The sequence below is a fragment of the Cellvibrio sp. genome (genome assembly GCF_053579595.1).
The window spans coordinates 1-3,483 of the sequence record NZ_JBRFPI010000441.1 but is presented as its reverse complement, the minus strand read 5'-3'; the positions used below and the strand labels follow the sequence as shown (position 1 = coordinate 3,483).

Sequence of the window (3,483 nt, the reverse complement as noted above, 5' to 3'; positions counted from 1 at the left end):
GTTTTGCCATTAATGGTCGTTGCTCCGAAATAATAATGTGCTGTCTCGCTTTGTAGGGCGACTATGCCAGCGGAAGTTTTTTCTGCTGGTATATCCAATTGGGTACTTGCACTAAAACGTGTATGTTGCTGGCGACGCCCAAGAAATGCTGGTTGTTCCAGTTCGTCCAGACCTACATTTAATGCCTGCAATTGGATACGGTTATTTTTCAATGTATAAAATAGCGAGTCTGCAGTGCGCAAGCTGACCCACTGATGCTGTAGTGCTTTGCCGGAAAAATTATCCTGCCAGATAAAATTACCTGTAGTGGGTTCTGCGTTTTTGGTAATGGCTGATATTTTTGGTGAATTAAGTTGGTAGGGTATTTCTTTGCCTTGCTCCAAAATAATCGGCCATTCATTTTTCCAGCTAACCGGCAATAAAAAAGTTTCGCGCCCAGTATTGTAGGCAGTTTTATCATAAGCACGCGTCGCTAAAAATACTGCCCACCATTCACCTTCTTTGGTTTGAATTAAATCAGCATGTCCGGAAGTGGTGATGGGGTTAGGGCGATTAATATCCAGATCGCGTTGGGTCAGGATCGGATTGCCAGTGTAGGGCTCAAAAGGTTTGGTTAAATCTTTGGTGCGAAACGCAACCTGACTATGCTCGTAACCCGTACCGCCTTCTGCACAGAGCAAGTAATACCAACCGTTAATTTTGTAGATATGCGGTGCTTCAATCCACACCGGCTTTTTGGCCAGATCGGTGCCACCATTCACAATCAATCGGCGCGATTCTTTGATCACTTTTTTCGCTTTAGGATCAAATTCCCACAGCCAAATCGCGCGATGACCTTCATAGAGAGGCTCACCGACAGGGGCATCGTTATGGGCGATATACACGCGCCCATCGTCATCGAAAAAAATATCCGGATCTATGCCGCCCACTTCCGGCAATAAAATCGGGTCAGACCAGGGGCCAGCGGGATTCTTGGCCGTGACAATAAAATTGCCGCGCACATCAACCAGTGTGGTGATCAAATAAAATGTTCCATCGTGGTAGCGAATAGTCGGTGCGTAAATGCCCCGCGATGTTTGTTGCTTATATAGCGGTAATTGTTTGGGGGTAACCAATACATGGCCGAGAGATTTCCAGTTGACCAAATCCTTGCTGTGAAAAATCGGTACACCGGGTGAATAGGAAAAAGAAGAGGTCACTAAATAGTAATCATCACCTGCGCGGGTAATGCTCGGGTCAGGATAAAATCCTGCAATGATCGGGTTTTGGAATTTTCCTTGTTCGGGCTTTTGTGCAAAAACGGTATCTTTACCTTCATAAGTAAATTGATAAAAATCGACGCTTGTTGCGTTGGTGTTGCTGATCGTTAAGCAGCTTGCGAATAAAAGTGCGATTGATTGGGTGGCTTTCATTTTTTCCTCACTCTTAAAATTAAAATGGGTAGCTACTTGCGTAGCTACCCATAGTGTTGGTCTGTGTTTACTACAAGCGCTTACAGATTGGTGCAAGCGTTGCCTTGCAGAGCATCGGCAAAACCGCGCAGTGCTGGTTTGTCATTGTAGTTATTATCGAATAACAAGGGCCATGCAATGGCCTCACCGTTGTATTGTGAAGTTGCGGTTGTTAACCAAGTGCTTGCATCGGTTGTACCCCACACGGTGATACCGCCACGCAAATTGGCGGGCACTGTATCCAGATAGGCTTTTACAATTTCGCAATAACGTTTTTTCTGAGTAAGCGCAACGGCTTGAGTAAAGGTACTGATTTTGCTGCCCGGCCAGCCACCGCTGTAAGGATTGTTAACGGCAACATCCAATTCAGTAATTTTTACCTTGAGACCTTTATCAACCACTTTTTTCATCGCAGCGCTGATGCTTGCAATACTCGGGTAATCCATAAATACATGCATTTGGAAGCCCACACCATCGATTGGAATATTGCGCGCCTGGAAGTCGGTTAGCATTTCAATCAGCTTGGTGGTTTTGGCATTGTTTTGGTCGATGTTGTAGTCGTTGTAGTAGAGGGTCACATTGGCGTTAGCTGCGCGCGCCGCTTGAAATGCTTTTTCGATATAGACGGCGCTATTGCCACTCTTGGTATAAAACGCCGAGTCAGTGCGGAAATTGGATGGGCTGTTGTCATTGAGTGCTTCGTTCACTACATCCCAACTCACTACACCGCCTTTAGCTTCATAGTGATCAACGATGGTAGTGACATGGGTCTCTACGGCGGTGATGAAATCGGCAGCAGAACCGCTCCAGTTTTTCATAAATCCAGGCACTTGGTAATCCGAATGCCACAGCAATGCATGGCCGTGGATATTGATATTTTTACTCACAGCATAATCGACAAATGCATCGGCATTGGTGAATGAAAAATTACCTTGTGTTGGTTGCAGGTAACTCATTTTCATAATGTTGCCAGCAGTCATCTGGTCAAAATGTTTTTCCACCACAGTTTTTTCAGATGCATTCGTCAAAATGTTGTAGGTAGGTGAATCCGTATTAGACACTGCTGCGCCTATTGGAAAAGTTGCCAATTCGCGCAAACTGTTTACATTCGCTGAGTAAACGCTGGTCGCGCTGGATGAAGCAACACTGGAACTACTACTTGCACTTTGTTTGAGTGTGACAGTGACGCTTTTGATGGTAACGACACCCGTCGGTGAAGTTTTGGCTTGCACGCCGATTTGCACATCACTTGCGGTTTGGTCGAATTTTTTGTCGGCTTCTGCAACGGTACAGGTAATCGTGGCATCGGTGCCGGCAGTGAACAATTCGTTGCCTGCCCAACAATTCCACTCACCCGCCCAGCTTCCGCCTTTTATTTGTGCGAAAGGTTGCAGGTTGGCGCCGCTAGCTTTGAATTCGCTACTCACATTAACCACCATAGTGATGATGGCATCCTCCAACTGGATTGGTGCGGCGATATCGGTCACTGCACCTATGTCGTCGCCACTTGCATTAAAGCTGACACCATCGCTGTTGTAGGTAATACCGGTATTGCCGTTACCGTTGCCACGCCAACCGCTGGTCATGCCTAACGTAATAACGGTGTTTGCGGCTGAGCTGGAACTGCTGGCAGCGATAGATGATGCCGGGGTAGACGAAGGTGCAATCGAGGATGCAGCGACGGAGCTTGGTGCTACAGATGATGCAGGTGTGGACGACGCTGGTGTTGATGATACAGCTACAGAAGAAGCCGCAACTGATCCAGGTGCCATTGACGAAGCAGGTGTCGATGACGCAGGTGTTGATTTTCCACCTCCGCCCCCGCCGCAGGCAGTAAGCCCGAGAGCAATTAGCGATAGGTAAACAGCGCGTTGAACGTGTCTCATGGTGATGATCTCATCTTTATGGTTTATTGTTGTAGTCAATTACACCATAAGATGGTCATGTTGTACATCAATCACCGCATTTAGAAATGTAAACGGCGCTCCGCCAAATAAAAAGGCGAATCACAGTGGATTCGCCTTTTTGTTTT

General features: G+C 46.7%; 3 protein-coding genes. 1 reads left to right on the top strand and 2 read right to left on the bottom strand.

All coding sequences use genetic code 11. The features are described from left to right. A partial coding sequence (locus tag ACWA6V_RS19320) for a family 43 glycosylhydrolase (protein WP_449524022.1) occupies nt 1-1,412 on the bottom strand: 1,412 nt, incomplete at its 3' end. 80 nt (nt 1,413-1,492) lie between these two features. Next, complete coding sequence (locus ACWA6V_RS19315; protein ID WP_449524021.1) at nt 1,493-3,037, bottom strand: endo-1,4-beta-xylanase; 1,545 nt, start codon at nt 3,035-3,037, stop codon at nt 1,493-1,495. Between ACWA6V_RS19315 and ACWA6V_RS19310 the strand changes: the two genes are divergently transcribed. Beyond that, nucleotides 3,036-3,314, top strand: a complete 279-nt coding sequence (locus ACWA6V_RS19310; RefSeq protein WP_449524020.1) for a hypothetical protein — start codon at nt 3,036-3,038, stop codon at nt 3,312-3,314. The two genes, ACWA6V_RS19315 and ACWA6V_RS19310, sit on opposite strands and share 2 nt — an antisense overlap. Nucleotides 3,315-3,483: the final 169 nt, after the last annotated feature.